The organism is Hydrogenophaga sp. ANAO-22 (assembly GCF_042466645.1).
Lineage (GTDB): Bacteria > Pseudomonadota > Gammaproteobacteria > Burkholderiales > Burkholderiaceae_C > Hydrogenophaga.
Genome location: NZ_CP159956.1, coordinates 2403237 through 2427935 on the forward strand (window position 1 = coordinate 2403237; position 24699 = coordinate 2427935).

Sequence of the window (24699 nt, forward strand, 5' to 3'; positions counted from 1 at the left end):
ACTTCAGATGCGCGAGCCGTCTTCCAGGAAGCGCTCTTCGCGCTCCAGCCCACCCTGCTCGTTGTACCGCTTGCGGCGCTGCAGCAGCCCGCGTTCGCCGTGTTCGTCCTCGCGCACGAGCACGCCTTCTTCGTTGAAGTACTTCTGCCAGCCCCAGAGGCGGCCGTTGCGCTCGGCGTTGACGGCCGCGGGCTTGCCGTTGTCCCAGAAACTCTCGATGGTGCGCTCGAGCTCGCGGCCTTCGCGCCGGATCTGTTGGCGCATTTTCGGTTTCCCGTTCAGGTACCACTGCTGGATGCGCTGCTCGTGGCCCTGGGCCCAGGTGGTCTCCTGCGTGAGCTGGCCGCTCTCGGCCCATTCGCGCGCCGTGCCTTCGCGGCCGCCCGGGCCGTTGGGGTCGCGTTCGATGAAGTCGGTTTCGGAGCGCGGCTGGCCCGAGGTGTAGAACACGCGCTTGATGCGCCGGCCGTCCTTGAGCTCCTCGTTGCGCACCAGCCGGCCTTCGCGGTCGAGCACGCTCAGGCGCTGCATCTGGCCCTTGAGGTGGCTCACGGTGCCCGAGGGTTTGCCGGGTTCGCGGTACAGCGTGACCTCGCTCGCGCGCCCGCCGTGGCCGCAGACCTCGCGGTCCTGCGGCAGCACACTGGTCGGCGCGCAACGCAGTTCCTTCAGCGAGCCGTCGGCGAGGTAGGCGATGGTGAGCACCGTGCGGCGCTCGTCGGAGAAGTGCAGCTCCTGCAGGTAGCCCGTCTCGGCAAAGTGCTTCTGCACGCCCACGTTGCTGCCGTTGTCGAGGTTCTCCTCCTTGCGCAACGTGCCCTTGGCATCGAAGGTGCGCGCCAGACCGTGGCGGTTGCCGCGTTCGTTGACGCTGTACTCGCGCCGCTCGCCATCCGCCAGCACCATCACCACGGGACCGACGAAGCGGCCTTCGCGCAGGGTCTGCTCGCGGCGGCGCACCTGGCCGTCCTCGTCGGTGCAGCGCATCACGCCGCTCTTGCCGGCCGTGGTGTGGCCGTTGTTCGGGTTCACGCTCTCGCCGTTGAGTTCGCAGCGTTGCACGGCCCAGGACGGGGCACAGACCATCAGCGCGATGCTCAGTCCCAGGAGCTGGCGTTCAAACCGCATGGGCAGGACGCCTCCATTCGCGGCAGATGGTCACGCCGATGCGCTCCATGCGCCGGGCCATGCAGAGCACGGCGTCGTCCTTGCTGACCAGCGTGGCACGGTGCGCGGCGGCGAGGTCGATGAACTTCTGATCATCGGCGTCCTTGCAGGTGAAGGCCGCCTTGGGGGCTTCGGGCACGAGCCGGGTGCAACGGTCGAACGCATCGAGCACGTCCTGCGCGGGCCGGGCCTGCGCCGCCAGGCGGCGCGCGATCTGCGGGTAGGCCAGCACGCGCACCAGCTCTTCGCGCATGGCGGCGGTGGCCAGCCAGGCGCCGGCCGACCGACCCAGCGCCTCGCGCAAGGGCGCGGTGACCGGGTCCTTGAAGACGAACAGGTCGAGCGCGATGTTGGTGTCGAGCACCACCGTGTTCATTTCAACGTTCTCGCTCACTGCAGTCCTCTCACGTTGAAAGAAGTGTCTCAGTCCAGAGATGTCGAGGATCCGGCTCCGCCGGTCCTAGGCATCGCCCCCTTGAGGGGGACGCGCGGAGCGCGGCGGGGGTGCCTCACTTTTGCGAGGGGTCAGGTCGAAGCGGAACAGCCGGCACTCGATCGGGCCGTTCCACAGCGGCACGCGGCGCGACTCCTTGAAGCGCATCTTGCCGGGCAGCTTGAGGTCGGGCGTGAGCAGCCAGGCGCTCCAGCCCGCGTAGTGGGTCTTCCAGTGCGCGGCGAGCTGGTTGAAGAAGTCGCTGCCGTCGCCGCCATCGGCCATCTGCGCGCTCTCGCGGCCCTGGCCGGCGGCGGGTGGCGGCGGGGCGCCTACGGTGAAGGTGCGCGGCGCGCGCGGGGCCATGCGCTGGGCGCGCGCGCTGGCGTTCTCACCGGCCACGCCGGCGGCGGCGATGCGCTCGCCGTAGGGCGGGTTGAGCAGCAGCACACCGGGGCACGCGGTGGGCGGCGTGCGCTGCAGCGCGTCGCCGCCGCGCAGCTCCACCGCATGGGCCACACCGGCGCGCTCGGCGTTGCGCTGCGCGAAATCGACCATGCGGAACGACACGTCGCTGCCGAAGACGATGGGCGCATGGCCCGCCGGCCATTCGCGCTGCTGCTTCACGGCATCGGCCTTGATGGCCTGCCACACGTGCGGCTGGAACGGCAGCAGTTTCTCGAACGCGAAGCGGCGCAGCTGGCCGGGCGCGATGTTGAGCGCGATCTGCGCGGCCTCGATCACCACCGTGCCGCTGCCGCAGCAGGGGTCGTACAGCGGCGCGATGGCGTCCAGCGGCGTCTCGATGCCGGCTTCCCAGCCGGTGGCCGCGATCATCGCGGCGGCCAGGGTTTCCTTCAGCGGTGCGTCGCCCTTGTCTTCGCGCCAGCCGCGCTTGAACAGCGGCTCGCCCGAGGTGTCGATGTACAGACTCACCGTCTCGGTGGTCAGGTGCACGTAGATGCGCACGTCGGGCCAGGTGGTGTTCACGCTGGGCCGCTCGCCGCGCTTGGCGCGGAAGCGGTCGCAGATCGCGTCCTTCACCTTGAGCGCGGCGAAGTTCAGCGAGGTCAGCGGGCTGTGCTGCGCGGTGATCTCGACCTTGATGGTCTCGGCCGGCGTGAACCAGATCTCCCAGGCCACCTCGCCGGCGGCGTTGTACAGGTCCTGCTCGTTGCGGTAGCCGCCGTGCCAGAGCTGCACCAGCACGCGCTGCGTGAGGCGGCTGTGCAGGTTCAGGCGCAGGGCATCGCGCCACGAGGCGTTGAGCGCGACACCGCCGCGCGCCTTGTAGGGCGAAGCCTCGCCGGTGATGCGCTGCACCTCGGCGGCGAGCATGTCCTCCACGCCGGCGGCGCAGGGCAGAAAAACTTGAAGTTGGTTCACAGTGCTTTGCGCAGGTTCGCGGGCGCGATGCGCAGCGCCTCGCGGTATTTGGCCACCGTGCGGCGCGCGCACTCGATGCCCTGCTCGCGCAGCAGGTCGGAGAGCTGGTTGTCCGACAGCGGCTTGGCGGGCTCCTCGGCGGCGATGAACTGCTTGAGCAGCGCGCGCACCGCCGTGCTGGAGGCGTTGCCGCCGGTCTCGGTGCCCAGCGACGAGCCGAAGAAGTACTTGAGCTCGTAGGTGCCGAAGGGCGTGGCCATGTACTTGGCGGTGGTCACGCGGCTGATGGTGGATTCGTGCAGGCCGAGTTCGTCGGCGATCTCGCGCAGCACCAGCGGGCGCATGGCGAGTTCGCCGTGCATGAAGAAGTTGCGCTGGCGCTCGACGATGGCGCTGGAGACGCGCAGGATGGTGTCGAAGCGCTGCTGGATGTTCTTGATGAACCAGCGCGCCTCCTGCAGGCGCTGCTGCATGGCGGCGTGGCCGGCCTCGCCACCGCCGCGGTTCTGCCGCATGGCGTTGGCGTAGACATCGTGCACGCGCAAGCGCGGCATCACGTCGGGATTGAGGATGACCTTGAAGCCCCGGCCGGCGCGCGTGACGATCACGTCGGGCACGACCACGTTGCGCTCCACGTCGACGAAGCGGCGGCCCGGCTTGGGTTCGAGGCGCGCGATCAGGCCGAGCGCGGCGCGCGCGGTCTCGTCGTCGATGCCGCAGAGGTTGCACAGGCGCTTCACGTCGCGCTTGGCCATGAGCTCCAGCGGCTGGTTGCAGATGGCGAGCGCGGCGCGCGCCTCGGCCGTGTTGCGCAGCTCCAGGATCTGCAGGCGCAGGCATTCGCCCAGGTCGCGCGCGCCCACGCCCGAGGGCTCCATGTGCTGCAGCAGCTGCAGCGCCACCGCGAGGCGCTGCTCCAGCGCCTCGCGCGCCTCCAGCGCGTCGTTCGGGTCGCCCGCGAGCTGGGGCGTGCCCGAGAGGTGCAGCCAGGCGTCGGCCAGCTCGGCCAGGCTTTCCTCCAGGTAACCGTCGTCGTTGAGCGACTCGATCAGGAAGTAGAGCGCGGCGCGGTCCTCGTCCGACAGGCGCAGGCAGCGCGCCTGGTCGTGCAGGTGGTCCTGCAGGCTGACCGGGGCGCGCGCCAGGTCGGCGGCGCTGGCGGTCTCGTCGTTGTCGCCCGAACCGCTGTTGCGCGCGGGCGCGTCGCCACCCCACTCGCTGTCGTCGGGCGCCATCTCCACCGTGCCGTCGCCCTCCCAGCTTTCCTCCACCGGGGTGGCGCCGTCCAGCTTGCTTTCCAGGCCATCGCCGTCACCGCTGTCGGTGCTCGCGCTGGAGGATTCGAGGGAAGGGGACAAGGGCACCGGCGCCTCGGGCAGGGCCGCCTCGGCGATCTGCTCGCCGGCGCTCACCGGCACATCGGTCTGCTCCAGCCCGAAGGTCTCGCGCTCGGCGATTTCCTCCGCGCGCTCGAGGAAGGGGTTGTCGTCGAGCATCTGCTCGACTTCCTGCGCCATCTCCAGCGTGGACAGCTGCAGCAGCCGGATCGACTGCTGCAGCTGGGGCGTGAGCGCCAGGTGCTGCGAGACGCGCAGTGACAGGCCTTGTTTCACGGCCTCACATCCTGAAGTGTTCGCCGAGATACACCCGGCGGACGTCGGCGTTTTCCACGATCTCGGCGGGGGTGCCGCTGGTGAGCACGTGGCCGTCGTTGATGATGTAGGCGCGGTCGCAGATGCCCAGCGTTTCGCGCACGTTGTGGTCGGTGATCAGCACGCCGATGCCACGCGACTTGAGGAAGCCGATGATGCGCTGGATCTCGATCACGGCGATGGGGTCGATGCCGGCGAAGGGCTCGTCAAGCAGGATGAAGCGCGGCTCGGTGGCCAGGGCGCGGGCGATTTCCACGCGCCGGCGTTCACCGCCGGAGAGCGCCGGCGCGGGCGAATCGCGCAAGTGCTCCACGTGCAGGTCCTGCAGCAGGGCGTCGAGCCGGCTTTCGATGGTGGCGCGGTCCAGCGACTTGCCTTGCTCGTCCTCCTGCAGCTCCAGCACGGCACGCACGTTGTCGGCCACGCTGAGCTTGCGGAAGATCGAGGCCTCCTGCGGCAGGTAGCCCAGCCCCAGGCGCGCGCGGCGGTGGATGGGCAGGCTCTCGATCGGCTGGTTGTCCAGCAGGATCTGGCCCGCGTCGGAGCGCAGCAGGCCGACCAGCATGTAGAAGGACGTGGTCTTGCCCGCGCCGTTGGGGCCGAGCAGGCCGACCACCTCGCCCTTGAAGACCGCGAGCGACACGTCCTTGACCACCTTGCGGCTGCCGTAGGACTTCTGCAGGCCGCGCGCCTCGAGGCGGCTGACCACCGGGGCGGGGCGGCCCCTGGGGGTGGCCGCCGGGCTGGGAGAGGCATCCGTCACTGGCGGCCCTCTTCGAGCTGGGGACTGGGTTTGAGCGTGGCCGGCGGGGCGGGCGGCGGTGGGGTGGCGGGGACGCCGCCCTCCTTGGGCACGGGCGTGAGCATGGCGCGCACGCGGCCGGTGGGGTTCTGCGGCGTGCGGTTGGCCACGCCACCGTCCACGGTGAACACGTCGGTGGTGTTGTTGTAGACGATCACGTTGCCCGTGGTCTCGTCGTTCAGTTGCGTGCCCTTGAAGCGCTTGAGCACCGCGTTGCCGGTGAAGCGCACGGTGTCGGCCTTGCCGTCGTAGTCGATGCGCTGGCCCGTGCCTTCGATGAACTCGTCGACCAGGTCGCGCTTCTGGCGGAAGAAGCCGGGTTTGCCATGCACGATGCCGAACTGGTTGCCCTGGGCGTCCTGCCGCACCTCGACCTGGTCGCCGCGGATGATGATGGTGCCCTTGGTGATGACCACATTGCCGGTGAACACGCTGGTCTGGCGCGCGTCGTCGTGGCGCAGCGCATCGGCCTCGGCGTTCAAGGGCAGGTTGCGGTCGGCTTTCTCGGCCTGGGCAGGGCCCGCGCACCACAGCGCGGCGGACAGGCAGAGGGCCCAGGGAACGGCGCGGCGGGAAGTGGAAAGGAGGGGCATGGGATTTGAGGGCACGAAACTTGCATTCATTGTAGCGGCGACAACCTGCTTCCCCGGGGAAGCGCCGCACAAACCACAAGGCCCGCACGGGGCGGGCCTTGGGAGCGGGACAAGCGGTGGTTTCAGGCCTTGGCGCGCAGTTCGGCGATCAGGGCATTGGCCACCACCAGGGTGCGCGGGCCCTGCCCAGGCAGGTAGTAGCGGCCACCGATGCCCAGCGCGGGCGTGCCCTCCACCCCGTAGGCATCCTGCAGGTTCACGGCTTGCTGGGCCTTCTGGCCGGTCGCGGCGATGTCGAAGATCTCGGTGAACTTCGCGCGGTCCACGCCCTGCTTGGCCACCCAGTCGATGATGGCCGGCGGCGTGGTCAGCGGCAGGCGCTCCACATGGATGGCCTGGAAGACCTTGGCGTGCAGCTTGTCGACCAGGTTCATGGCCTCCAGCGTGAAGTACAGGCGCTGCATGGGCACGAACTGCGGGCTGAAGGCGACCGGCATGCGCCTGACGGTCACATGCGCCGGCTTCTTCTGGATCCAGTCCTCGAAGATCGGCTCGAAGTTGAAACAGTGGATGCAGCTGTAGGCAAAGAACTCCAGCACCTCAACCTGGCTCGCCGGGCTCTGCACCGGAGCCGGCTGGGCCAGGCGCATGAAGTCCACGCCTTCCTTGGGGCCCACGCGCTGCGCCAGGGCGGGCGTGAGGGTCAGGCCACTGGCGGCGCCCAGGGCGGTGGTGCCGGCGGCCAGCAGGGAACGGGAGAAATCGCGACGTTGCATGAAATGAAACTCCAGGGGAACAGGCCCGGTTGGGGCTGGCCGGAGCCGCAAAAGTTCCCGCCGGAGGTTCGCCTCAGCGCTGCACGCGCACCAGGGCCGACTCGATGTGGTTGACCTGCAGCTGCTCCAGCGTCAGGTCGGCCAGGGCCTTCTGGTTGAAGGGGCCCACGCGCACGCGGAACACCGTGCGGCCGTTCTGCTCGCGCTCGCTGATCGCGGCATCGATGCCCAGCATGGCGAGCTTGGCGCGCTGGGCCTCGGCGTCTTCCGGCGTGCGGAAGGCACCGGCCTGCACGAAGTAGGTGAACGGGTCGGCCCCGGGGGCGGCGGCGGCCGTGGTGGCCGGCGCGGTGGGCGCTGGCGCGGCGGCCCCGGGCTGGCCCAGGCGCGACTGCACCAGGTCGCCCAGCGGGTCGGCGGCCGGGCGGGTGGCCGCACCGGTGGCGGGCACGGCCGGCGCCGGCAGGGGCTGGCCATCGGCCGGGGGCACCACGATGGCGCCCGGCGCCTGCGCGGCCGGCACGGCGGGCGCGGGGGTGGCCGGCACGGGGGCGCCACCCAGGCTGCGGTTCGGGTTCCAGCCCTTGTTGCGCTCGGCCTCGAGCGCGTCCTGATCGGGGTTGCGCGAGACGTTGCGGTCCACGAACGGGATCGGCACGCGCGTCACGTACACCGCCACGGCCAGCGCGGCGCCCAGGCCCACGAGCAGGCCGATGACGAAACCCATGAGGGTGCCGCCGAAGCTGCTTCGGTTGGCGGAGGATTTCTTTTTCATCGCTTGTTTCACCATCACATCTTCTGCGGGGCACTGACGCCCAGCACGGCCAGGCCATTGTGCAACACCTGCGCGGTGGCCTTCACCAGCGCCAGGCGGGCTTTTTTCACCGCCTCATCATCGACCAGGATGCGCTCGGCGTCGTAGTAACTGTGGTAACTGGCCGCAAGCTCGCGCAGGTAGAAGGTGACGTCGTGCGGCGCGAAGTCGCGCGCGGCGTCGCTCAGCATCGCCGGGTACTTGGCCAGCAGCAGCATCAGGGCCTGGGCCGGCGCGCTGTCGAGCGCGGACAGGTCGGCGTCGGCCAGCGAGGCGGCATCGCCGCCCCACGAGGCCAGCACCGAGCAGATGCGCGCGTGCGCGTACTGCACGTAGTACACCGGGTTGTCGTTGTTCTTCTGCACCGCGAGGTCGACGTCGAAGGTGTACTCGGTGTCGGGCTTGCGGCTGAGCAGGAAGAAGCGCACCGCGTCCTTGCTGGTCCATTCGATCAGGTCGCGCAGCGTGACGTAGCTGCCCGCGCGCTTGCTGATCTTGACCTCTTCGCCGCCACGCACCACCCGCACCATGGTGTGCAGCACGTAGTCGGGGTAGCCCTGGGGAATGCCCACGCCCGCGGCCTGCAGGCCGGCGCGCACGCGCGCGATGGTGCCGTGGTGGTCCGTGCCCTGGATGTTGATGACCTTGCTGAAGCCACGCTCCCACTTGGCGATGTGGTACGCCACGTCGGGCACGAAGTAGGTGAACGAGCCGTCGGACTTGCGCATCACGCGGTCCTTGTCGTCGCCGTACTCGGTCGACTTGAGCCAGAGCGCGCCGTCCTGTTCGTAGGTCTTGCCGGCGTCGATCAGCTTCTGCACCGTGGCCGCCACGCGCCCGCTGGTGTACAGGCTGGACTCCAGGTAGTAGTGGTCGAACTTCACCGCGAAGGCCTGCAGGTCCAGGTCCTGCTCGTGGCGCAGGTAGGCCACGGCGAACTGGCGGATGCCGTCGAGGTCGTTCACGTCGCCGCTGGCGGTGAACTCGCGGTCGTCGGCCTTCACGGTTTCTTTCGCGAGGAAGTCGTTGGCGATGTCCTGGATGTAGTCGCCGTTGTAGGCCGCCTCGGGCCAGCCCGCATCGCCTGGCTTGACGCCCTGGGCGCGCAGCTGCGTGGAAGTGGCCAGGGTGCCGATCTGCACGCCCGCGTCGTTGTAATAGAACTCGCGGTGCACGCTCCAGCCCTGGGTGCCGTAGAGGTTGCAGATCGCATCGCCCAGCGCGGCCTGGCGGCCGTGGCCCACGTGCAGCGGGCCGGTGGGGTTGGCCGAGACGAACTCCACCATCAGGCGCTGGCCGTTGGAAGGCTGCACGCCGAACGCGTCACCGCCCTGCAGCACCTCGCGCACGATCTGCTGCTTGGCCTCGGGCTTGAGGCGGATGTTGAGGAAACCCGGGCCGGCCAGGTCGATCTCCGACACCCAGCGCTGGTACACCGGCTGCGCCAGCAGCAGGGCGCGCAGGTTCTCGCCGAGCTGGCGCGGGTTGAGCTTGAGCGGTTTGGCCAGCTGCATGGCCGCGGTGCTGGCGAAGTCGCCATGGGCCGCCACCTTGGGCGATTCGAACGCCGCCTTGGCGCCGGCACCGGGCGAGAGGCTTTCCAGCGCAGCGGCGAGGCCGTCCAACAGTTCCTGTTTGATCTTGAGCATAGGGGCGGAATTTTACGGGGGCCGCCTTTCGCGGCGGGATCGGCGCCCCGGCGGCACCCTGCCGGGGTCACCCCGCCTCAGCGCGCGCTGATGCCGAAGCGCTCGCCGGTGAGGCCTTCGAGGTCGATCTCGGGTGTGCGCCCGGCCACCAGGCTGGCCACGATGCGGCTGGTGCCGCAGGCCTGGGTCCAGCCGTTGGAGCCATGTCCGCTGTTGAGGAACAGGCCTCGCCAGCGCGTGGGCCCCAGGATGGGCGGGCCATCGGGCGTCATGGGGCGCAGGCCGGCCCAGAAATCCACCCGCTGTTCGTCCATGCCGCGCGGGATGAACTCGCGCACCACGCGCAGCAGCATCTCGCGCTGGGCCGGGTCGGCGCTCAGGCCATAGCCGCCCAGCTCGGCCATGCCCGCCGCGCGGATGCGCCCGCCCAGGCGCGAGATCATGACCTTGTTGTGCTCGTCCATCAGCGCGGGACGGATGTCGGGCGCGTCCGCCAGGAGCGGCACGGTGATCGAATAACCCTTGAGCGGGTAGACCGGCAGGCTCAGTCCCAGCGGGCGCAGCAGGAAAGGCGCCTGGTTGCCCAGGGCCACCACATAGGCGTCGGCCGTCAGCCGCCCGGCCGAGCTGCGCACGCCGGTGACGCGGTCCCCTTCGGTCTCCAGCGCCTCGACCGTGGTGTTGAAGCGCAGCGCCACCCCCTGGTCGCGCAGCAGCTGCGCCAGCGACTGGGCGAACCGGTGGCTGTCGCCCGAGGCGTCGGCGGGCAGCTGCAGCGCGCCGGCGATGCGGGCGCTGCGCTGCGCCAGCGCGGGTTCGCAGGCATCGACCTCGTGCGGCTCCAGCCAGCGCCAGGGCACGCCGAAGCTGTCCAGCGCCCGCGCGGCCAGCCGGCCCAGCTCGGCCTCCTGCGGTGTGCGGAACAGCCACAGGGTGCCGTCGGCGTGGAAGTCGAAGTCGTGCAGGCCCGCCTCGTCGGCCAGGCTGCGCAGGCAGGCCAGGCTGTAGTGCGCCACGCGCTGCATGCGCAGCTTGTTGCGGCGAAAGCTCTCCGGGTTGCATTCGGCCACCCAGCGGGCGATCCAGCGCCACTGGTGCAGGCTGGCCTGCGGCCGGAAGCGGATGGGGGCGTCCGCCTGCAGCAGCATGCGCATCACCTTGGACACCATGCCGGGCGCCGCCCAGGGGCCGGCGAAGCTGGGGCACAGGCCGCCGGCATTGCCGAAGCTGGTCTCGCCGGCCGCGCCGGCGTTGCGCTCGACCACGGTCACTTCGTGGCCATCGCGCCAGAGGTAGTAGGCCGTGGCCATGCCGACCACGCCCGCGCCCAGCACCAGGACTCTCATCGTCGGATCGGCCCGCTCGCGCGCCCACCGGCCACGCGGCCCGAGGCCGCGCAAGACCGGGTGGTCACTCGATCTTGATGCCGGCCTTCTCGATGATGGCCTGGTACTTGGCCGTCTCGCTGATGATGTACTTGTTGAAGTCGGCCGAGCTGCGGAAGGTGGCGTCGAAGCCCAGGCCGTTGAGCTTGGTCTTGAACGCGGCCGACTTCGTGGAGCGCTCGGTGGCGGACTCCAGCGCCTTCAACACGGGTGCGGGCAGCTTGGCCGGCGCCCACAGGCCGTACCAGGAATAGAACTCGAAGTCGCGCAGGCCGGCTTCGCGCATGGTGGGCACATCGGGCAGCAGCGGGCTGCGCACGCGGCCGGTCTGGGCCAGGGCGCGCAAGCGACCACTCTGCACGTGGGGCAGCGAGGACAGGAAGGGGTCCATCATGGCGTGCACCTGGCCGCCGATCAGGTCCTGCAGCGCGGGCGCGGCGCCCTTGTACAGCGCGATCGGTATGCCCTTGTCGGCCAGGCCGACGTCGGACACGAACTGCGCCATGCCCAGGTGGCCCGCGGAGCCATAGCCGCTGGTGACGAAGCTGTACTTGTTGGGGTTGGCCTTGACCACGTTGACCAGGTCGATCACCGTGTTCGCCGGCACCTGCGGGTTGACGCTGAAGATCAGCGCGCCTTCGGCCACCATGCCAATCGGCGTGAAGTCCTTGATCGCGTCGAACTTGACCTGGCTCTTGTAGAGCAGGGGCGCCGCAGCGTGGATGGAGGCGTTGAAGTACAGCGTGTAGCCGTCGGCCTCGGCACGCGCCACCGATGCGGCGCCGATCAGGCCCGAGGCCCCCGGGCGGTTCTCCACCACCACGCTTTGTTTCAGATCCTCGGCCAGGCGCTCGGCCAGGGTGCGGGCCACACCGTCCACCGCGCCACCGGCCGCGTGCGGCACGACGATGACGATGGGCTTGGCGGTGGGGTACGGCGCCTGGGCCAGGGCCAGGGGCGCGTGAAGCGCACCAGCGGCGGCCAGGCTGGCCAGGCTGGCCAGGGCGACGCCATAACGGGTGAAAGCGCGGCGATGGATCGATTTCATGGAGACCTCGGATGGTTGGCGATGGGACGGTGGTGGGGACGCTGTCTCCGGTGACGCCGGTCGGGTGCCGGCTTGCAAAACGGATGTCAGAAGGTGCCTGGGTAGGCGCCTCCGTCGATCAAGAGGTTCTGACCGGTGATGTAGCCCGCGCGCGCCGAGCAGATGAAGCCGCACAGCGCCCCGAGCTCATGGGCCTCGCCATAGCGGCCGGCCGGGTTCTGCGTGCCGCGTTCGTGCCAGAGCTGGTCGAAGGTCTTGCCCGTGGTGTCAAGCATGCCCAGGATGTGGTGGCGCTGCGCGTCGGTGGCGAACACACCGGGCAGCAGGTTGTTGATGGTCACGTTGTGGCGCACGGTCTGGCGCGCCAGACCGGCCACGAAACCCACCAGGCCCGAGCGCGCGCCGTTGGACAGGCCCAGCTCCAGCTGCGGCGTCTTGACGCTGCGCGAGACGATGTTGACGATGCGGCCGAAGCGCCGCTCGATCATGCCGTCCACGGTGCGGCGCATCATTTCGATCGGACCGACCATCATCGAGTCCACCGCGCGGTGCCAGTCGGCCGGCGTCCACTCGCGGAAATCGCCGGGCGGCATGCCGTCGGCGTTGTTGATCAGGATGTCGGGCGCCGGGCAGGCGGCCAAGGCCGCGTCGCGCCCGGCATCGGTGGTGATGTCGGCCGACACCCAGCGCACCGGGGTGCCCGTTTCGGCCGCGATCTCCGCCGCCGCCTGTTCCAGCGTGGCCGGCGTGCGGGCGGCGATCACCACCTCGACGCCCTCGGCCGACAGCTCGCGCGCGCAGGCGCGGCCCATGCCCTTGCTGCCGCCAAACACGAGCGCCTTGCGCCCTGCGATGCCGAGGTCCATGTCAGACCGCCTTCAGCTCGGGCGAGCTCCAGCCGTACTTCTTGTCCAGCTCCAGCTCCTTGACGATGCGCAGGCCCTTGAGCAGCGCTTCGCCTTCCAGGTTCTTGAGCGGCTTGCGCAGGATGCCGGAGGGCAGGCCGACGGCCTTCATCAGGGACTTGATGGCCACCGGGTTGATGGCGGAGTAGGAGTAGTGCAGCATGGGCAGCAGGCCGAGGTAGGCGTCGCGGAAGCTGACCGACACGTCCGGCGTGGCCCAGGGCTTGGAAATGGTGACCAGCTCGGCGGGAGCGATGTTGCCGGTCATGTTCGCGGTGCCGTGGCCGCCCAGGCTCATGGTCGGCACGACCAGGCCCAGGTTGGGCGAGTCGCAGCACATCACCGACACGTCCGGGCGTGCCTTGAGGACCTGCGCGACCTGGCCCACGCGGGTGGTCGACTCCTTGTGCACCACGTAGTTGGGGTGCTTGAAGATGCGCAGCAGGTTGTCCCAGTGCAGGTCGGTCTTGACGCGCGGCGGGTTGTTGTAGAGGCCCAGCGGCAGGTCGGTGGCGTCGGCCACTTCCAGGAAATAGTCTTCCAGATCGGCCTCGGGGCCGCAGATGTAGGCCGGTGCGGCCAGGATCGCACCGTCGGCGCCGTTGGCACGGGCGAACTTCAGGTAATCGATGGTGGTCTGGGTGTTGTTGCCAGTGCAACCGTAGAAGAACTTCATCTTCCCGGTCTTGAAGCGCGCGGTCTCGGCGATGATGGTTTCGCGCTCTTTCTGCGAGAGCATGGAGACTTCGCCGGTCGATCCCATGATGAGCACCGCGCTGGTGCCGTGGTCTTCCTGGAATTTCAGCAGGCTGCGAAAGGCGCCGAAGTCGGGGCTGCCGTCCTGGTTGAACGGGGTGATCAGGGCGACGAAGGAGCCCTCAATTTTCATCTTGCTCATGGAGAGATACCTGGGATGGGGTGGAACAGAAAAAAGGCGAACCAGTATGTCCCAAGGGGAACGATGGTAGTCGCCGAAAGGTCATTTGAAGCCGATCGTTTAGACAGATTGGAAAGAAGCTTATGTCAGGCCGCGCGCAGGCGCCGCGACATGGCCACCAGCGCCTGATCGAGGTCCGCGATCAGGTCCCGCGGGTCTTCCAGGCCCACGTGCAGGCGCAGGGCCTGGCCGCGCCAGGGCCAGCGCGCGGCGGTGTGGTCGCCACCTGGCGTGAAGGGGATGACCAGGCTTTCGAAGCCCCCCCAGGACACCCCCAGGCCGAACAGCTGCAGCGCGTCGACGAAGCCGTGCATGTCCTGCACCGAGGTGGTCTTGAGCACCACCGAGAACAGGCCGCACGCGCCCAGGAAATCGCGTTGCCACAGGGCGTGGCCCGGGTGGCTGGGCAGGGCCGGGTGCAGCACGGCCTCGATGGCGTCGTGGCCTTCCAGCCAGCGCGCCACCTCCAGGCCGGCGCTGTGGTGCTGGCGCAGGCGCACGCCCAGCGTGCGCAGGCCGCGCAGCGCCAGGTAGGCATCGTCGGGGCTGGTGGTCTGGCCCAGGTCCTGGGCCGCCTGCTTGATCAGCGGCCAGGTCTGCGCGGTGCAGGTGGCGATGCCCAGCATCGCATCCGAGTGGCCGACGATGTACTTGGTGGCGGCCTGGATGGACACGTCCACGCCGTGCTCGAAGGGTTTGTAGAACAGCGGCGTGCCCCAGGTGTTGTCCATCACCACATGGGCGCCCTGGCGGTGCGCGGCCTCCGCAATGGCCGGGATGTCCTGGATCTCGAAGGTCTCCGAGCCCGGCGATTCCACGTACACGACGCGGGTGTTGGGCCGCATCAGCGCGGCGATGCCGGCGCCGATGCGCGGGTCGTACAGCGTCGTCTCGACACCGAAGCGGGCCAGCACGCGCGAGAGAAAACCGCGCGTGGGGCCGTAGGCGCTGTCGGTCACCAGGATGTGGTCGCCCTGGCGCAGCAGGCCGGTGAGCACGGTGGTGATGGCCGCCAGCCCCGAGGGAAACAGCTGGGCACGGTGACCGCCTTCGAGCTGCGCGATGGCATCTTCCAGCGCGTGCGTGGTGGGGGTGCCAAAACGGCCGTAGGTGGTGGCACCCGGCACGTCGGCGGCGCGATCGGCCTTGCGCTGCTCCCATTCGGCCATGCTGGACGAGAGGATCGTCGAGCCGCGAAAGATGGGCGTATTGACCAGGCCGCCAAAGCGCTGGGGGTCTCGGCCGAGGGAGGCCAGGCGGGTGCTTTCTTGCATGTGAGGGAACTCCTTGAGCGGCCAGTCTAGGAGCGGGGGCGGGGACGTTTTTTTCCAAATGGGCGCTCAATCCGCCTTGCAAGTGAAAAAAATTTACCATTGCCGACCCGACACTCGGAAGCACCCATGGACAAGAAAGACCGAGCCATCCTCGCCCTGCTGCAAACCGATGCGCGGCTGCCCGTCAGCGAGATCGCCGAGCGCGTGAGCCTGTCGACCACCGCCTGCTGGAAGCGCGTGCAGCGCCTGCACGAACAGGGCTACATCCGCCAGCAGGTGTGCCTGCTCGACAGCGCCAAGCTCGGCCTGGGCGTGACGGTGTTCGTGTCCATCAAGACCAGCCACCACGATCTGCAGTGGCTGCGCCGCTTTGCCCTGGGCGTGCGCGACCTGCCCGAGGTGGTCGAGTTCTACCGCATGAGCGGCGACACCGACTACCTGCTCAAGGTGGTGGTGCCCGACATCGCGGGCTTCGACGTCGTCTACAAGAAACTGATCCAGATCGTGGAGCTGTTCGACGTCAGCTCCAGCTTCGCGATGGAAGAGATCAAGTACACCACCGCGCTGCCGCTCAACTACGCCGTCTGACCCCCGTGCCAGACGCGGCCTCCATTTCCGACCATGCAACACCCGCGCCAGCACTTTCCTTCCCTGTCCCATTGGGGCGCCTTCACCGCCGTGGTCGAGAACGGCCGCGTGGTCGACTGCCTGCCCTTCGCGCGCGACCCGGTCCCCTCGCCCATCCTGCGCTCCATGCCGGGCATGGTGCATTCGCCGCTGCGCATCGCGCGCCCGGCGGTGCGCGAGGGCTGGCTGCGCCAGCGTGAGGGCAGCGACCGCGCCGCGCGCGGCCACGACCGTTTCGTCGAGGTCGACTGGGACACGGCGCTGGACCTGGTGGCCGGCGAACTGGCCCGGGTGCGCGGGCAACACGGCCACGACGCCGTCTTCGGCGGCTCCTACGGCTGGTCGTCGGCCGGCGGCCTGCACCACGCGCGCACGCTCACCCAGCGCTTTCTGCACAGCGGCGGCGGCTGCGTCGGACAAGCCGGCAACTACAGCTGGGGCGCGGCCCAGTTCCTGCTGCCGCACGTGATCGGCACCTACGCCCCCGTGACCGGCCGCGTGACCGACTGGCGCAGCGTGCTGGCCCACACCCGGCTGTTCATCGCCTTCGGCGGCCTGCCGCTGCGCAACACCCAGGTCACCTCCGGCGGCGCGGGCGAACACAGCAGCGCGGCCTGGATCGCCCGGGCCGCCCAGTCCGGCATCGAGTTCGTGGTCGTCAGCCCGACGCGCGCCGACGTGCCCGAGGGCCTGAGCGCGCGCTGGATTCCGATCCGGCCCAACACCGACACGGCGCTGATGCTGGGCATGGCCCACACCCTGCTGGCCGAGGACCTGCACGACACCGGTTTCCTGCGCACCCATTGCAACGGCTTCGACGCCTGGGCCCGCTACCTGCGCGGCACGGACGACGGGCAGCCCAAGGACGCGGCCTGGGCGGCCGCCCTCTGCGGCGTCGACGCCCTCACCATCGCCGAGCTGGCGCGCAGCGCCGCGCGCCAGCGCACCATGATCAACTGCACCTGGTCGCTGCAGCGCGCGCACCACGGCGAACAGCCTTACTGGGCCAGCATCGCGCTGGCCGCCGTGCTGGGCCAGATCGGCCTGCCCGGCGGCGGGTTCGCCTTCGGCCATGGCTCCATCAATGGCGCGGCCACGCCCCGGCCCGATGTCGCCGCCCCCGGCTCTCGGCCGGCCCCAACCCGATCGGCCGCAGCATCCCGGTGGCGCGGATGGCCGACATGCTGCTGCAGCCCGGCGAGAGCTACGCCTTCAACGGGCGCACCGGCACCTACCCCGACATCGAGCTGGTCTACTGGGCCGGCGGCAACCCGTTCCACCACCACCAGGACCTGAACCGCCTGCTGCGCGCCTGGCAGAAGCCCGAGACCATCGTCGTGCACGACAGCTGGTGGACGCCCACCGCGCGCCGTGCCGACATCGTGCTGCCGGCCACCACCACGCTGGAGCGCAACGACGTCGGGGGCTCTTCGCGCGACCGTTACCTGCTGGCGATGAAGCAGGCGATCGCGCCGGTGGGCCAGAGCCGCAACGACTTCGACATCTACCGCGACCTGGCGGCGCGCGCCGGGCACGAGGCCGCGTTCACCGAGGGCCGCGACGAGGCCGCCTGGGTGCGCGCCCTCTACGACAGCACCGCCGACAACTGGCGCGCGGCCGGCTTCCCGCTGCCCGATTTCGACCGGTTCTGGGAAGAGGGCATGGCCGAGCTGCCCGAGCCCGAGCGCGAGATGGTGCTGTTCGAAGCCTTCCGCCAGGACCCGCAGGCCGCGCCGCTGGGCACGCCGTCGGGCCGCATCGAGCTGCACTCGAGCGCCATCGCGGGCTTCGGCTACGCGGACTGCCCGCCCCACCCGAGCTGGCTCGCCCCCGCCGAATGGCTGGGCGCGGACAGCGCGCGCCAGTGGCCGCTGCACCTGATCAGTTCGCAACCGGCCGACAAGCTGCACTCGCAGCTCGATGCCGGGGTCGTCTCGCGCGAGCAGAAGCTGCGCGAGCGCCAACGCGTTCGACTGAACCCGGACGACGCCCGCGCACGCGGCATCGCCGACGGCGACCTGGTGCGCGTGTTCAACGCCCGCGGCACCTGCCTGGGCGGCGCCACGCTGGACGAGGCCGTGATGCCGGGCGTGGTCGTGATCTCCACCGGCGCCTGGTTCGACAGCGACGGTGGCGAGCCGGAGCGCCACGGCAACCCGAACGTGCTCACGATCGACCTCGGCACCTCGCGCCTGGCCCAGGGCAGCAGCGCCATGACCGCGCTCGTGGACGTGGCGCTCTGGCACGGCGAGGCGGCACCCGTGCGCGCCTTCGAACCGCCGACCCTCACCACCGCCTGAGCGCCACCGCCGCCCGGGCGCTCAGACCGGCGCCGCCAGGTGCGCGCGCGCCGCCGCCTTCACCGCTTCGGTCAGTCGCTGCGCCGACAGCGATTCGTGCGCCCAGTGCTGCCAGTACAGCGACACGTCCACCGTGGCGCCGGGCAGGATTTCCTGCAACGCCGGGCGGTTCTGCAGGTGCTGCTCGGGCACCATGCCCCAGCCCAGGCCGAGCTCGATCGCGGTCTCGAAGGCCTCCACCGCCGGCGCGAAATGGCGCGGGTAGCGCGGCTGGCGCAGGCCGAAGTGCTGCTCCAGAAAGGCGTCCTGCAGCGCATCCTTGCGGTTGAAGATGATGGCCGGCTGCGCCAGCAGCTTGTGCACCGAGACCGCGCCCTTGGGCGTGCGGCAGCGCTGCACCACGGCCGGCGCGGCCACGCAGTGGTAGCGCATCACGCCCAGCGGCTCGGCCACGCAGCCGCGCATGGCCGTGGACAACGCGGTCACGCAGCCCATCACGTCGCCGCTCTTGAGCGCGCTGTGCGTGTGGTCCTGGTCGTCGATCATGATGTCCAGCAGCAGGTGGTGGCGCCGCAGCAGCGGGGCCACGCCGGGCAGGAACCAGCCCGCCACGGAGTCGGCGTTGATCGCCACCGACAGGCTCTGCCAGCGCACGCCGCCCGGGGCCGGCGCCCCGCCCTGCAGGCCGTCGAGCAGGTCGGCCTCCATCAGCCGCACCTGCTTCACATGGGCCAGCAGCGCCTGCCCGGCCGGGGTGGCGCGCACCTGCTTGCCACGCACCAGCAGGCGCTGGCCCAGCGTGTCCTCCAGCGACTTGATGCGCAGCGACACCGCCGCCAGCGTGAGCGAGAGGGCCTGCGCGGCCGGGCCGAAGCCGCCGTGTTCGACCACGGCGGCCAGGGCGTCGAGTTGGCGGGCGTCCAGCATCATTCACTCAAGTTATTTTCAATCGATCTGAGTTTAAGTTAACTTGATTTAAATTAAGCGGTTTTGCGCGCACACTGCCGGCCATTCACCCGTTTTGGTTTCCGGAGTTCGCATGACCCTCGCCTTTCCCACCTTCACCGCCGGCATGGTGCTGAGCATGTCGCTGATCATGGCGATCGGCCCGCAGAACGCCCACGTGCTGCGCATGGGCCTGCAGCGCCAGCACCTGTGGCTCACCGTGCTCACCTGCGCGCTGGCCGACGTGGTGCTCATCGGCCTGGGCGTGCTGGGCCTGGCCCAGCTCGGCGGCCTGTCGGACAAGCTGCTCGGCGCGATGATCGGCGCGGGCGTGCTGTTCCTCGGCGTCTACGGCTGGCAGGCCTTCCAGCGTTTCCTGCGCCCGCGCGCCACGCCCTTCAGCGCCGACGGCGGCCTCACCGCCGAACCCGTGTCGCCGCGCCAGGCGGTGTTCGCCGCCCTGGCCTTCTCCTTCCTGAACCCGCACGCCTGGCTCGACACCGCCGTGCTGATCGGCACCGCCTCGCTCGCCTACGGCCAGGGCAGCGCCGTCTTCGGCCTGGGCGCGGCCACCGGCTCGCTGGTCTGGTTCATCGCGCTGGGCGCGGCCGCCTTCTGGCTCGGCCGCCGGCTCAACTCCCTGCACGTGTGGCGCGTGCTGGATGGCCTGGTTGCGTTGATGATGTGGGGCACGGCCGCCTGGTTGTTGACCAGCCTGTTCTGACCCCGGAGGTTCCACCATGTCCACCCCCCAACGCGGCGCCGAAGCGCCCGTGACCCTGTTCGGACCCGACTTCCCGTTCGCCTTCGACGACTGGATCGCCCACCCGCAAGGCCTGGGCGAGCTGCCCGCCGAGCGCCTGGGGCAGGAGGTGGCCATCGTCGGCGCCGGCATGGCTGGCATGGTGGCGGCCTACGAGCTGATGAAGCTGGGCTTGAAGCCCGTGGTCTACGAGGCCTCGCGCATGGGCGGGCGGCTGCGCTCGCAGGCCTTCGAGGGTGGCCAGGGCGCGATCGCCGAGCTCGGGGGCATGCGCTTTCCCGCGTCGAGCACCGCCTTCTTCCACTACGTGAACCGGCTCGGCCTCAAGACCCAGCCCTTCCCCAACCCGCTCACACCCGCCGCCGGCTGCACCGTGATCGACCTCGAAGGCCAGACCCACTGGGGCCGCACCCTGGCCGACCTGCCGCCCCTGTTCGGCGAGGTGGCCGAGGCCTGGGCCCAGGCGCTGGAGGAAGGCGCCGGCTTCACCGGCCTGCAGCAGGCGCTGCGCGAGCGCGACGCGGCCAAGCTCAAGGCGCTGTGGGACCGCCTCGTTCCCCTGTGGGACGACCGCACCTTCTACGACTTCGTCGCCACCTCCAAAGCCTTCTCGCGCCTGCCGTTCCAGCACCGCGAGGTGTTCGGCCAGGTCGGTTTCGGCACCGGCGGCTGGGACTCCGACTTCCCCAACTCCATGCTCGAGATCCTGCGCGTGGTGCTCACCGGCTGCGACGAGAACCAGCACCTCATCGTGGGTGGCGTGCAGCAGGTGCCGCTGGGCCTGTGGCACCACGCGCCCGCCGAAAACGAGCTGCGCCACTGGCCCGCCGGCACCACCCTGGCCGGCCTGCACCACGGCGCGCCGCGCCCCGGCGTCACGGCCATCGCGCGCGCGGCGAGCAACGAACTCGCCGTCACCGACACCTGGGGCAACACGCGCAGCTACCCGGCCGTGCTCACCACCTGCCAGAGCTGGCTGCTGACCACGCAGATCGCGGTGGAAGAGGCGCTGTTCTCGCAGAAGCACTGGATGGCGCTGGATCGCACGCGCTACATGCAGTCGTCCAAGACCTTCGTGATGGTGGACCGCCCGTTCTGGAACGACCTGCGGGACGAAGGGGTGAAAAAGGGCTGGCCGCAGATGGGCATGACGCTCACCGACCGGCTCACGCGCGGCACCTACCTGTTCGACAACGGGCCCGACCAGCCCGGCGTGATCTGCCTGAGCTACGCCTGGATGGGCGATGCGCTCAAGATGCTGCCGCACGGCACCCAGAAGCGCGTGCAGCTCGCGCTGCAGGCCCTGCAGAAGATCTACCCCGACGTGGACATCGCCAGCCACATCATCGGCGACCCGATCAGCGTCTCCTGGGAGGCCGACCCGCACTTCCTCGGCGCCTTCAAGGGCGCGCTGCCCGGCCACTACCGTTACAACCACCGCATGTACAGCCACTTCATGCAGGACGGCTTCGCGGCCACCGAGCGCGGCATCTTCCTCGCGGGCGACGACGTGTCCTTCACGCCCGCCTGGGTCGAGGGCGCGGTGCAGACCTCGCTGAACGCGGTGTGGGGCATCGTCAAGCACCTGGGCGGCCACACGCACGCGGCCAACCCCGGGCCGGGCGACGTGTTCGCCGAACTCGGGCCCATGGCCCTGCCGGACTGAGCATGGACGACACCCTCACCCTCGCCCTCTGGCAATGCCCCTACGCGGGCAGCCCGTCCCAGGCCCTGGTGCTGCTCGACGCCACCGCCGCGCAGGCGCGCGCCCAGGGCGCCGGGCTGCTGCTGTGCCCCGAGATGTCGCTCACCGGTTACCAGATCGGCGCGGCCGGCGTGGCGGCCCTGGCCGAGCCGGCCGACGGCGCGCTCGCGCAGGCCGTGGCCGCCATCGCGCAGCGCCATGGCCTCGCCATCGTCTACGGCTACCCCGAGCAGAACGCCGACGGCAAGCCCTGGAACGCGGTGCAGTTCATCGACGCCGACGGCCAGCGCCTCGCGAACTACCGCAAGACCCACCTGTTCGGCGACATCGACCGCGCGCAGTTCAGCCCCGGCCCGCAGGCGCCCGCCGTGTTCGCCTGGCAAGGCTGGCGGCTCGGCCTGCTGATCTGCTACGACATCGAGTTCCCCGAACCCGCGCGCGGCCTCGCGCTGCAGGGTGCCGACGCGGTGCTCGTGCCGACCGCGAACATGATCGACTTCGACGAGGTGCAGCGCCTGCTGCTGCCCGCGCGCGCGCTGGAGAACCGCGTGTTCGTGGCCTACGCCAACGCCTGCGGCCAGGAAGGCCGCACCACCTACGGCGGCCTGAGCACGGTCTGCGCGCCGGACGGCGCCGTGATGGACCAGGGTGGGCGCGAGGAAACCCTGCGCTTCGCCACCCTCGCGCGCGGCGCCCTGGCCGAAGCGCGGCAGCACTCGCAGCTGCGCGACCGGCGCGGCGATCTCCCTCCCGCTTGGAGCTGAACCGAGCGCGGGACCGCGCCCACTGCTTCTGCTTCATCCTTTTTGAAGCGAAAGTGAGCCCTCCGTGCACTCCATCTTTGGTACCGGCCTTCGTCCACAGGCAGCCGTCGATCCCGGCGATCTGGCGCGCCAGGCCATCGCCAACCACGACCTGCCCCAACTCATGTGGCAGCTGGCCCAACAGAACGTCAACCTGAATACGCGGAACACCCAGGGCGTCACCCTGCTGATGGAGACCGTGAGGCACCGCAACGCCAACGCCCTGTACCTGCTGCTCGCCGACGTGGCGATCCGGTCGATCGAGCCCGAACTGATGCACCACGATGACCAGGGCAACACGGTGCTCCACGACATGGCGACGCACCTGCCAGATGCCTGGTTTGACGAACCCTCGGACCAACCGGTGCTCGCGAACCTGCTGGAAGACTTCTTCCACGAATTCCACTTGTTCTTCGACTGGGAACGCCACAACATCCGAGGCCTCACGGCGGTCGAGCTGGCCGAAACGGTGCACAAAGACAACCTTCTCGGCTTCCTGGCGACCTACGAAGTCCCGGGCGTGGACACCTCGGCCAGCAGCGACCTCGAGTCCGGCCATTCATTCCGCAGCGGTTCGGATGGGCCGGGCGATCCGGACGTTGAAGGCCACGGCCTGCTGGCCTGAGAGGCGCCGCCCGGACAGCCGCTCACGTTGAAGCGGCCAGCGCGTCAGACCACGCCTGAACGCCGAAGGCCGCGCCGGGTCGTGGCGCGGCTGGCCTGCGTGAGCAGGCGCGCGAAGGCCGCCGCCGCCGGCGAGAGGCTGCGCCCGGTGCGCTGCGTCAGACCGATGGTGCGGCTGATGACCGGGTGCTCCAGCGGAACGCCCACCACCGAGGCTGGCTGGCGCGGCAGCGTGAGCTGCGGCACGATGGCCACGCCCAGCCCGTTGTCCACGAAGCCGATCAGCGTGGAGATGTGGCGGAACTCGCACACCGGCCGGGGCAGCGGTGTCACCTCGGCCAGCGCCTGGTCGATCAGCACGCGGTTGCGGCTGGCGTGCGACACCAGCGCGTAGGGGTAGTCCACGATCTCCTCCCAGCGCACCGAGCGGCGCTTGGCCAGCGGGTGCCCGACCGGGCAGGCCAGCACGAAACGCTCCTTCAGCAAGGGCGTGAACGCCACCTCCGGGTCCTGCATGCCGGTGTAGTTGAGCGCGAAGTCGGCTTCGCCGCTCTTCACGCTGGCCAGGACCTCGTCGGCCCCCTCTTCGATGATGCGCACCAGCACGTGCGGGTGCTGCTCGCGAAAACTGCGGATCACGCCGGGCAGGAAATGGTGCACGGCGGAGAACACGCAGCCCACCGTGACGTCGCCGGCCTCGATGTGGGCCACGTCGTGCAGGTCGACCACCGAGCGGTCCAGGTCGGTGATGACGCTGCGCACCTGGCCCAGAAAGCGCTGGCCCAGCTGCGTGAGTTCCACGCTGCGCGTGGTGCGGTCGAACAGGCGCACGTCCAGCAGCCCCTCCAGGTGCGAGATGCGGCGCGAGAGCGCTGGCTGCGACAGGTGCAGGGCCTTGGCGGCGGCCGCGAAGCTCTGCAGTTCGCCCACGGTGACGAAGGCGCGCAGGTCCGCCAGCGTGGGTTTGAGCGTGCCCATGGGGGTGCCTTTCATTCTTGCAAGCAATGCATCAAGACCTCAGAAAGATGCAATTTACAGCAGGTTGGCCCACTGTCAACATGCGCCCACAACGAAGGAGACAAGCCACATGAAACGCCGCCACCTCTTGCAGGCAGCGGGGGCCACCCTGGCCCTGCCGCAGCTCGCCATGGCCCAACAGGCCTACCCCGCGCGCTCCATGCGCTACATCGTCCCGGTGGCGGCCGGCGGCGGCAGCGACATGATCGCCCGCGTGGTCACCGAGCGCTGGGGCAAGCTGCTCAACCAGAACTTCGTCGTGGACAACCAGAGCGGCGGCGGCGGCGTGGTGGCCTGCCAGCTCACCGCGCGCGCGCCGGCCGACGGCTACACCCTGCTGCAGGGCTACGTCGCCACCCACGGCACCACGCCCGCCACGCGCCGCGTCAGCTACGACGCCGTCACCGACTTCACCCCCATCGGCATGATCGGCGCCACGCCCAACGTGCTGGTGGTCAACAGCAGCGTGCCGGTCAAGGACATCAAGGAATTCATCGACTACGTGAAGCGCCAGCCGGGCAAGCTCAGCTACGGCTCGGCCGGCCAGGGCTCGCTCACCCACCTCACGATGGAGCTGCTCAAGCAGGAGACGGGCATGTTCCTGCTGCACATCCCCTACCGCGGCGTCGCGCCGGCCATGAACGACCTGCTCGGCGGCCAGACCCAGGCCGTCTTCCCGGGCCTGGCCGCGGCCCTGCCCCACCTGCGCTCGGGCCGCATGCGCGCGCTCGCCGTGACCGGCAAGCAGCGCAGCCCGCAACTGAAAGACGTGCCGACCATGGAAGAGGTCGGTTTCAAAGGTTTCGACGCCATGCAGTGGTACGGCGTGGTCGGCCCGGCCGGCATGCCACCCGACATCGTGCGCCGCCTCAACGAAACCCAGGTCGCCGTGCTCAAGGCGCCCGAGCTGGCCGAGAAGCTCGCGGGCGAAGCGGTGGAGCCGTGGCCCATGACGCCCGAGCAGTTCGGCCAGTACATCAAGGCCGACGTCACGCGCTGGACCGCGCTGGCCAAGGCCCGAAACATCCGCCTGGACGAGTGACGCCCGGCGCCCGCTCTTTCTTTCTCTTCTCCAACCTCAGAGCCCCGAACCC

22 protein-coding genes and 1 pseudogene are annotated in these 24699 nt (G+C 69.8%); 7 read left to right on the plus strand and 16 right to left on the minus strand.

Annotated features, from left to right (window positions below; genetic code table 11):
- Window positions 1-3 precede the first annotated feature (3 nt).
- The 14 genes from ABSY19_RS11470 to metC form a co-directional block, all read right to left on the minus strand.
- Window positions 4-1128: a toxin-antitoxin system YwqK family antitoxin gene (locus ABSY19_RS11470; protein WP_382162742.1), complete on the minus strand. Its 1125-nt coding sequence runs from the start codon at window positions 1126-1128 to the stop codon at window positions 4-6.
- Window positions 1118-1561, minus strand: a complete 444-nt coding sequence (locus ABSY19_RS11475) for a putative toxin-antitoxin system toxin component, PIN family (RefSeq protein ID WP_382162745.1) — start codon at window positions 1559-1561, stop codon at window positions 1118-1120. Before ABSY19_RS11475 ends, ABSY19_RS11470 begins: the two co-directional genes overlap by 11 nt.
- A gap of 66 nt (window positions 1562-1627) precedes the next feature.
- Window positions 1628-2986 carry a class I SAM-dependent RNA methyltransferase gene (locus ABSY19_RS11480; protein WP_382162748.1) on the minus strand — a complete coding sequence of 453 codons (1359 nt, stop codon included), beginning with the start codon at window positions 2984-2986 and terminating at the stop codon, window positions 1628-1630.
- Entirely contained in the window at window positions 2983-4599 is a 1617-nt protein-coding gene (gene rpoN / locus ABSY19_RS11485; protein ID WP_382162750.1) for an RNA polymerase factor sigma-54, read from the minus strand. The genes ABSY19_RS11480 and rpoN overlap by 4 nt, the downstream gene beginning before the upstream one ends.
- A gap of 4 nt (window positions 4600-4603) precedes the next feature.
- On the minus strand, window positions 4604-5401 hold the full coding sequence (gene lptB, locus ABSY19_RS11490; protein WP_382162753.1) for an LPS export ABC transporter ATP-binding protein: 798 nt from the start codon (window positions 5399-5401) through the stop codon (window positions 4604-4606).
- Window positions 5398-6033 (minus strand): lipopolysaccharide transport periplasmic protein LptA, encoded by a 636-nt coding sequence (lptA, locus tag ABSY19_RS11495; RefSeq protein ID WP_382162756.1) that lies wholly within the window; start codon window positions 6031-6033, stop codon window positions 5398-5400. The genes lptB and lptA overlap by 4 nt, the downstream gene beginning before the upstream one ends.
- Window positions 6034-6155: 122 nt before the next feature.
- Complete coding sequence (locus tag ABSY19_RS11500) at window positions 6156-6809, minus strand: thiol:disulfide interchange protein DsbA/DsbL (protein ID WP_382162759.1); 654 nt, start codon at window positions 6807-6809, stop codon at window positions 6156-6158.
- A gap of 73 nt (window positions 6810-6882) precedes the next feature.
- Window positions 6883-7584 (minus strand): SPOR domain-containing protein, encoded by a 702-nt coding sequence (locus tag ABSY19_RS11505; RefSeq protein WP_382162762.1) that lies wholly within the window; start codon window positions 7582-7584, stop codon window positions 6883-6885.
- A gap of 14 nt (window positions 7585-7598) precedes the next feature.
- Window positions 7599-9272, minus strand: coding sequence for an arginine--tRNA ligase (gene argS, locus ABSY19_RS11510; RefSeq protein ID WP_382162765.1), 1674 nt, complete (start codon window positions 9270-9272; stop codon window positions 7599-7601).
- Between the two features lie 77 nt (window positions 9273-9349).
- Entirely contained in the window at window positions 9350-10618 is a 1269-nt protein-coding gene (locus ABSY19_RS11515; RefSeq protein WP_382162768.1) for a D-amino acid dehydrogenase, read from the minus strand.
- A 64-nt stretch (window positions 10619-10682) separates the two neighbouring features.
- Window positions 10683-11705 carry a Bug family tripartite tricarboxylate transporter substrate binding protein gene (locus ABSY19_RS11520; RefSeq protein WP_382162771.1) on the minus strand — a complete coding sequence of 341 codons (1023 nt, stop codon included), beginning with the start codon at window positions 11703-11705 and terminating at the stop codon, window positions 10683-10685.
- Window positions 11706-11791: 86 nt separating this feature from the next.
- Window positions 11792-12571 (minus strand): SDR family oxidoreductase, encoded by a 780-nt coding sequence (locus ABSY19_RS11525; protein ID WP_382162774.1) that lies wholly within the window; start codon window positions 12569-12571, stop codon window positions 11792-11794.
- Between the two features lies 1 nt (window position 12572).
- The gene (locus tag ABSY19_RS11530; RefSeq protein ID WP_382162776.1) at window positions 12573-13508 is read right to left on the minus strand and encodes a 4-hydroxy-tetrahydrodipicolinate synthase family protein; all 936 of its coding nucleotides are present in this window, start codon (window positions 13506-13508) and stop codon (window positions 12573-12575) included.
- A gap of 125 nt (window positions 13509-13633) precedes the next feature.
- Complete coding sequence (gene metC / locus ABSY19_RS11535) at window positions 13634-14821, minus strand: cystathionine beta-lyase (protein ID WP_382162779.1); 1188 nt, start codon at window positions 14819-14821, stop codon at window positions 13634-13636.
- Window positions 14822-14947: 126 nt separating this feature from the next.
- On the opposite strand from metC, the gene ABSY19_RS11540 reads away from it, so the two are divergent.
- The gene (locus ABSY19_RS11540; protein ID WP_382162782.1) at window positions 14948-15409 is read left to right on the plus strand and encodes an Lrp/AsnC family transcriptional regulator; all 462 of its coding nucleotides are present in this window, start codon (window positions 14948-14950) and stop codon (window positions 15407-15409) included.
- Between the two features lie 33 nt (window positions 15410-15442).
- Window positions 15443-17748: pseudogene (locus ABSY19_RS11545) on the plus strand (molybdopterin-dependent oxidoreductase).
- A gap of 21 nt (window positions 17749-17769) precedes the next feature.
- On the opposite strand, the gene argP reads toward ABSY19_RS11545, so the two are convergent.
- Complete coding sequence (gene argP, locus ABSY19_RS11550) at window positions 17770-18675, minus strand: HTH-type transcriptional regulator ArgP (protein ID WP_382163776.1); 906 nt, start codon at window positions 18673-18675, stop codon at window positions 17770-17772.
- Between the two features lie 112 nt (window positions 18676-18787).
- On the opposite strand from argP, the gene ABSY19_RS11555 reads away from it, so the two are divergent.
- The 4 genes from ABSY19_RS11555 to ABSY19_RS11570 all read left to right on the plus strand — a co-directional run bounded on the left by ABSY19_RS11555 (window position 18788) and on the right by ABSY19_RS11570 (window position 22589).
- Window positions 18788-19417 carry a LysE/ArgO family amino acid transporter gene (locus ABSY19_RS11555; RefSeq protein ID WP_382162785.1) on the plus strand — a complete coding sequence of 210 codons (630 nt, stop codon included), beginning with the start codon at window positions 18788-18790 and terminating at the stop codon, window positions 19415-19417.
- Between the two features lie 16 nt (window positions 19418-19433).
- Window positions 19434-21122, plus strand: coding sequence for a flavin monoamine oxidase family protein (locus tag ABSY19_RS11560; protein WP_382162788.1), 1689 nt, complete (start codon window positions 19434-19436; stop codon window positions 21120-21122).
- A 2-nt stretch (window positions 21123-21124) separates the two neighbouring features.
- Window positions 21125-21925 (plus strand): carbon-nitrogen hydrolase family protein, encoded by an 801-nt coding sequence (locus tag ABSY19_RS11565; RefSeq protein WP_382162791.1) that lies wholly within the window; start codon window positions 21125-21127, stop codon window positions 21923-21925.
- 64 nt (window positions 21926-21989) lie between these two features.
- Window positions 21990-22589, plus strand: a complete 600-nt coding sequence (locus ABSY19_RS11570; protein WP_382162794.1) for a hypothetical protein — start codon at window positions 21990-21992, stop codon at window positions 22587-22589.
- 44 nt (window positions 22590-22633) lie between these two features.
- Here the strand turns inward: ABSY19_RS11570 and ABSY19_RS11575 are convergent, their stop codons facing one another.
- A complete protein-coding gene (locus ABSY19_RS11575; protein ID WP_382162797.1) occupies window positions 22634-23581 on the minus strand; it encodes a LysR family transcriptional regulator in 948 nt (315 codons plus the stop codon).
- Between the two features lie 94 nt (window positions 23582-23675).
- On the opposite strand from ABSY19_RS11575, the gene ABSY19_RS11580 reads away from it, so the two are divergent.
- Window positions 23676-24647 (plus strand): Bug family tripartite tricarboxylate transporter substrate binding protein, encoded by a 972-nt coding sequence (locus ABSY19_RS11580; RefSeq protein ID WP_382162800.1) that lies wholly within the window; start codon window positions 23676-23678, stop codon window positions 24645-24647.
- The last annotated feature ends 52 nt before the right edge of the window (window positions 24648-24699 follow it).